This window comes from Flavobacterium sp. UBA4854 (assembly GCF_002399805.1).
In the GTDB taxonomy this organism is placed as follows: Bacteria; Bacteroidota; Bacteroidia; order Flavobacteriales; family Flavobacteriaceae; genus Flavobacterium; species Flavobacterium ginsengisoli.
Map to the genome: position 1 here is coordinate 9,805 of NZ_DHEI01000077.1, position 6,619 is coordinate 16,423.

The 6,619-nt window shown below is 35.0% G+C and carries 3 protein-coding genes; all 3 read left to right on the plus strand.

The window, feature by feature from the left end:
• The first annotated feature begins 469 nt into the window (after window positions 1-469).
• From B3J44_RS10750 to B3J44_RS10760, 3 genes are read left to right on the plus strand one after another with little or no spacing between them, the layout of a single operon-like run.
• Window positions 470-1,867: a hypothetical protein gene (locus B3J44_RS10750; protein WP_198857458.1), complete on the plus strand. Its 1,398-nt coding sequence runs from the start codon at window positions 470-472 to the stop codon at window positions 1,865-1,867.
• A 46-nt stretch (window positions 1,868-1,913) separates the two neighbouring features.
• Window positions 1,914-4,946 (plus strand): SusC/RagA family TonB-linked outer membrane protein, encoded by a 3,033-nt coding sequence (locus tag B3J44_RS10755; RefSeq protein WP_286968436.1) that lies wholly within the window; start codon window positions 1,914-1,916, stop codon window positions 4,944-4,946.
• A gap of 11 nt (window positions 4,947-4,957) precedes the next feature.
• Window positions 4,958-6,559 carry a RagB/SusD family nutrient uptake outer membrane protein gene (locus B3J44_RS10760; protein ID WP_286968438.1) on the plus strand — a complete coding sequence of 534 codons (1,602 nt, stop codon included), beginning with the start codon at window positions 4,958-4,960 and terminating at the stop codon, window positions 6,557-6,559.
• The last annotated feature ends 60 nt before the right edge of the window (window positions 6,560-6,619 follow it).

A 6,619-nucleotide genomic window follows, 5' to 3' on the forward strand; every position in this document is an offset into this window, starting at 1 on the left:
AAAATAATAGTTAATTGCAATTTTGACCTCCTTTTTTTTCCAATTTACCCCTCCTTAAAAGTGTTATTTAAACATTTCTTTGCGGTAATAGCAATCACGAATTAGATTATTGCTGTTAGTTATAAGTGTTAATATCAAGATAGTTTGTTATCTGTTTAAAGAGGTGAGCACTCTTTAAAATTTAGATCAGTAATGATTGGTTTGCGTTACTTATCAGCCCGCAGTTTAAAAAAATAAACTGCGGGTTAATTAAAAATGACACTTATATAACCTGAAGTAAAATAAAAAAAAAGGAAATATCTAACAATTAACCAAACTCAATAGAATATGAAAATGACCACTTAATTATGTAATGCTGTTTTTTTTCTGCCTCAGACAAAAAATAGTAAAACCTTGAATAACCTACAAAATTAAAACAAGCTTTCATTTTAGAAAGAAAACTAACTAACCTAACCTTAAAACTAAAGAAATGAAAAAAAATGTATTTTTATTTTTTCTTGCCCTTTTTGGCTTTCTTGTAACCGGATGTCAAAATAATGAATCAGGATTTCCAAGTTCTGATAATCCTACGGTGGTAGTTTCTACAAAAGAGATTTATGGAGCTCCGAGTAGAAAATTTGAAATCAAAGCTGCACTTGCAGACGATTTAGGATTAAAAAGTGTAGAAATTCAAATTCCAGAATTATCATTAGATAAAGTAATTAGCTTTAAAACAGATCCGCTTTTAAAAACTTACGATTTAAGTTACTTTTTTGAAGTTCCTGCAAATAGAGGAACTTCTGAATCTTTTAAAATAAAATTGGTAATTACAGACGTTTCAGGAAATGTTGTAAACGAAGAAATCAATTTACGCCTTGATGGTGAATTTGCACCGCCAAGCATTACAATGATAACGCCAAAAGAAGGTGCAGTTATCTTGTTGTCTACAAGTAATGAAATGCCTGTAAATTTTGTCGTAAACGACGATTCAGGAATTGATTATATACAAGTAAAATGTGAGGCTCTTGGCATTGACGAAATGATACAGTTAACAGATTCTCCTCAATCTTATACTTTCAATAAAACCTACACTTTGCCTGTAACTGCTGCAGATTATGTACTAACGATTACTGCAAAAGACAAATTTGCAATTCCGAATACAGGATCATTAAACGTAAATATTGTTGCAACAAACGAATATCCTGCAATTTATTTATGCGATCAGCCAAAGGGAACAAACCTAACGACAGATGCAGTGGGGGTTCCAATGTATTTCCACGAGAAAGACGGACAAGATTTCGAATTTAAATATTATGCAGACAAGGACAACAAAGAAGTTTATTTCTTAGGTCAAGAATCAGATTTTGCACCGCATTGTTTTGGTTTAAATGCAGCTGGAGAATTAGTAGACGATGTGACTTCAACAGCAATTATTTTACCTACAAAAGGATATTATAAGATTAAAGTAAATCCAAATACACTAAAATATACTGTAGAAAAATATACACCAACAAGCAAAGTTTGGGCAGATGTTGCAAACGGTTTATGGCATGATGATGCTGCACAAAGAAAACCATTCGTAAGTGTTTGTGGTGGCGGAATCGACGGTGCAAACTGGGATACATGGAATGCTTGGGTAGTTACAAAACTTCATCTAGCAAATAATGCAAGCAATCCATATCAATTAGTTGGAGAATATACTTTGACAGGAACTTTAGAAGCAACTTTTACAGGACAATGGTGGGATCCATCTTGGAGATTAATCAAAAATGGTATTGCAACAATGTCGCCAGGAGAAAACGGAAATGCTAAATATCCTGCAGCGCCTGGAGTTTACAAAGTAGTTTTAGATACTGAGTTGGAAAGAGTATTTATAACAAAAAAATAGTTGGTTATAACCTTGTTGTAACATTTAACAAATAAAACAGCTTAATATGAAATTTAAATATATAGGATTTTTTATTGCCCTTTTGTGTACTGCTGTATCTTTTGGACAAATAAAAATAAAAGGTACTGTTAAGGATAAAGCCAATGTGCCGATTCCGGGAGTGAATGTAATGGTGAAAGGAACTTCAACATCTGCAGCAACTGATTTTGACGGAAATTATGTAATCAATGTTCCAAATAAAAATGCACAAATCGAATTTTCATTCGTTGGTTTTACTTCTCAAGTTGTACCGGTTGGAGATAAAACAGAGATTAGTGTAGTAATGCAAGAAGCTAGCCAAGCATTAGATGAGATAGTTGTGGTAGGTTATGCGGCGGTTAAAAAGAGCGATGTAACGAGTTCGATATCTTCTGTAAAAGGAAAAGAATTGCAAACTATGACTGTTGGTAACGTTGCCGAATCACTTCAAGGAAAAGTTTCTGGGGTGCAAGTAACAGGGCAAGGTGGTCCAGGTGCACAGCCAAGAGTTTTAATTCGTGGTATTTCGACTTTAAACTTAAACACAGATCCGCTTTATGTAGTTGACGGAATTCCGATGGGAACGAGCATTAATTTCTTAAGCAATAATGAAATTGAATCTTTGGAGGTTTTAAAAGATGCTTCTGCAAGCGCAATTTATGGTTCTCGTGCTTCGAATGGAGTTATTCTGATTACAACTAAAAAAGGAAAAGTTGGAAAAACTAGATTCAATTTTGATTTGAGCTCTGGTATGCAAATCATGAATAATCCTTACAATATGGCTGATGCCGAAGGTTATGCAAGAATAATGAACACGGCTTATAACAATTCAGGTTATTCAGATTATCTTCCGAATCCTTCTCAATATAGAGGAAAAACAACAGATTGGTGGAAAGCAGGAATTAGAACTGGAACCCCTGTTACAAATGCTTCATTAGGTGTAACTGGAGGTTCTGATAAACACACTTACGCTATAAGTTTAAATTATTACGATTCTGACTCAATGTATGGTGTTGGAGGTTGGGAAAGAGTTACGATGAGAATCGCAAATGATTTTAAATTCACAGATAAATTCTCAGCAGGAATCACTTTAAACCCTCGTTATGAAACTTGGGGAGCACCAAACAACTGGGCAGATTTTGATAAAATTGATCCAATTACGCCAATTTACAAACCAGCAGACCAGTTAAGCGGAACTGAAAATGAATACAGCATTTATGCAAGATCTCCTTCTTATGTATGGAATCCAGTTGCTGCCGTAAAACGTTATGATGATTATACCAATAAGTACAACTTAAATACGAACGGATATTTGCAATACGAACCAATCAAAGGTTTAGTATTTCGTACACAAGCATCTATTGAAGTTGGAGATGAAACAAGAAATAAATTTACGCCCGATTTTGTAATTGATGCTGCACACGAAAAACAAGAAATCAATAGTGTTGAAAAATGGAATACTACAAATGTTGATTGGACTTGGCAAAATACCATTACCTATTCTAAAAAATTTGCAGAAAAACACAACGCTTCTTTGATGATTGGTAACACAATGGAAGAATACAATGGAAATAATCTTTGGGGTTATGGTGAAGGTGTTCCAAACAATTCTGATTCAATGAGAGAGCTAAATGCAGCTACTAAAAACAAAGACAGTAAAGGTAACAGCTGGTCTAGTTCGCTGATGTCTTATATTTCTCGTTTTTCTTATAACTACGATGGTAAATACTATTTCACAGGAACATTTAGACGTGATGGTTCTTCTAAATTCATGACCAATAACAAATGGGCAAATTTCCCTTCGGCATCGGTTTCTTGGAGAATTTTAAACGAAGGTTTTATGGAATCTGCAAAAGATGTTGTTAGTGATCTTAGATTAAGAGCAGGATGGGGTAAAGTAGGTAATCAAGGTTTGCCAGATGCGGTTTACCAATCTAATATCGGACAAAATTATTATACAATTGGTGGCGAAGTAGTAGATACTTCTTATCCGTCTTCAATGGCAAACAAAGACATTAAATGGGAAACGGTAGAAGATATGAGTTTCGGACTTGATTTCGGATTTTGGAAAAATAAAGTTTCAGGTTCATTAGAATATTATCAAAAAGAAACCCACGATATGTTGTTCTTAAAACAGTTTCCAACTTACAGCGGATTTCCAGGATATTCAACTATGTGGACAAATGTTGGTTCTATGAGATCAAGCGGTATCGACTTATTGCTTTCTTATAAAGATAAAAAAGGCGATTTCTCGTATGGTGTAGACTTGACTTTTACAACCGTAAATGTTGAAATGCTTACGCTTTCTGCTGATGGCGAGAAACTATACGGATCTGGAAACAGAACTTTAACCGTAAAAGGCGATGTGCCAGGATATTTCTACGGATATGTTGCAGATGGATTATTCCAAAACCAAACCGAATTAAACTCACATACAGATCAACACGGAACCAAATTACAGCCATATGCACAAGTAGGAGATGTTCGTTTTAAAGATGTAAACGGTGATGGAAAAATTGATGAAAAAGACAGAACAAAAATTGGTTCTCCTTGGGCAGATTACAACGTAGGTCTGAATTTAAACTTTGGTTATAAAAACTTTGATTTAATTGCTAATTTCTATTCTAGCATTGGAAACGAAATTGTAAACCAAAACATTTCGGATTTATATAATGGAGCAAGTCTAACGAACAAAGTTAGCGGATTAGAGCAAATGGCATGGCATGGTGAAGGAACTTCAAATTACATTCCGCGTTTATCAAAAGATGATAACAATGAAAACTTTACCAAATTCTCTTCTCTTTATGTTGAAGACGGTTCTTTTGTTCGTATGAAAAATTTACAGTTAGGATATTCTTTCTACAACAAATTTGGTTTAGATAAATTAAGAATTTCATTGTCTGGACAGAATTTATGGACATGGACAAAATACACAGGAGTTGATCCTGAAGTAGCCGGAGGAGATCCTGATAAAGGAGACAGAGTAAAAGGATCAGGTTTTGGAGGATGGAACTATCCAGTACAGCCAACAATCTTGATGGGGCTTAATGTTGCATTTTAATCAAAACGATCATGAAAAAAATTATAGTATCAATCATAGCTTTCTCTTTGTTCTCAGCTTCTTGCAGTGATTTCATCGAAAAAGAACAAAGAGGAACCCAAACTTTAGAGAACTATTTTCAAACAGTACAAGAGTGTGAAAATTATACCAACGAATTAACAAAAAGGTTGTTGCTTCCTAACGACTGGTGGACATTAGTAGCGCCAAGAGTAACGAACGAAATGTCAACCGATGATGCTTGGATGGGAAACACTGGACAAGACAGTGGTGCGCACAGACCTGCTTCACAGTATCTAATTACTCCCGATAATATGGGAGATATGAACAGTATCTACACAGCACATTATTACACCATTCAATCGGCTAATATTGGTTTAGAGAGAATGGCTTCATCGCCACTTACAGATGCGCAGAAAAACCAATATATGGGAGAATCCTTATTTGTGCGTGCTTATTGCTATTACGAATTAGTGAATCTTTTTGGAGGAGTTCCGTTGTATACAAAATCTTTAGGAACAGGAGATTTAACTTTAGAGAGAAGCTCTGCGGCAGACGTATATGCGCAAATTGAAACAGATCTTAAAGATTCGGCTGCAAAATTAGAAAGCGCTCCTGTAAATAAAGATGGTAGAATAAACAAATGGGCAGCTTATGCTTTATTAGCTCGTGTTTCATTGTTTCAAGAAAAATGGGCTGAAGCTAAAACATATTCAAACAAAGTAATCACTGAAGGACCTTTTGCGCTTGAGGCTGATTTCTTAAATATCTGGAATGTAAACAACCATAACGGAATTGAATCGATTTTAGAAGCACAATCTTCATCAGTTCAAAATAGAGATTTAGGTTCTGCATTACCAACTTTAGCGGGAGCAAGAGGAGAAGACAAAAAGAATTTTCCAAGTAATGATGCCGCTGATGTTTTAGACGGATGGGGATGGTGTATGCCAACGAGCGATTTAGAAAATGCTTATCTTTCTGAAAATGATGTAATTCGTCGCAGAAGTACCATTACAAAATGGGGAGAAGCTGCTTACGGAGATGAGGTTTTAAATCCAACTCATAAATTCAGTTTAAACGACAACAAATCAGGACGTATTTGCCGTAAATATTACATTCCAATTGCAACACGTCGTTCATTAGATAAAAAAGACGGTCACTTGCCATTAAATATTCCGTTGATTCGTTTAGCAGAAATGTATTTGACAAGAGCAGAAGCAAACTATCACTTAGGAGGAGATGCTTTAACAGATATAAATGTAATTAGAGCTCGTGTAAAATTAGATCCAAAAACAGGAATTTCTGGACCAACTTTATTGAAACAAATCTACAAAGAGCGTCGTTTAGAATTGGCTTTTGAAGGACTTCGTTTATTTGATATCCGTCGCGAAAAAGATCCAACAACAGGAAGACCAGTTATCGAATCTTTAATGGGACCAAACGGAACCTTTGTAAAGTATAATTTGAGTTCTACAGACCCTTATGAAACAACCAATTTGAGAGAACCGCAAGACAAAGGAATCAACTTTGATCCTTCTAAGCACTTATTATGGCCAATTCCACAATTAGAAATTGACTTAAGCGGTAATTTAATCAAACAAAATCCTGGTTATTAAGATGAGCATCTTTAAAGGAAATAAAGTAAGTCTGCTGTGTGCAGGCTTACTTTCTGCAAG

Bases quoted from the DNA above. Each gene is read 5' to 3' on its own strand.
- B3J44_RS10760 (WP_286968438.1), top strand. From the start codon at position 4,958: ATGAAAAAAATTATAGTATCAATCATAGCTTTCTCTTTGTTCTCAGCT.
- B3J44_RS10755 (WP_286968436.1), top strand. From the start codon at position 1,914: ATGAAATTTAAATATATAGGATTTTTTATTGCCCTTTTGTGTACTGCT.
- B3J44_RS10750 (WP_198857458.1), top strand. From the start codon at position 470: ATGAAAAAAAATGTATTTTTATTTTTTCTTGCCCTTTTTGGCTTTCTT.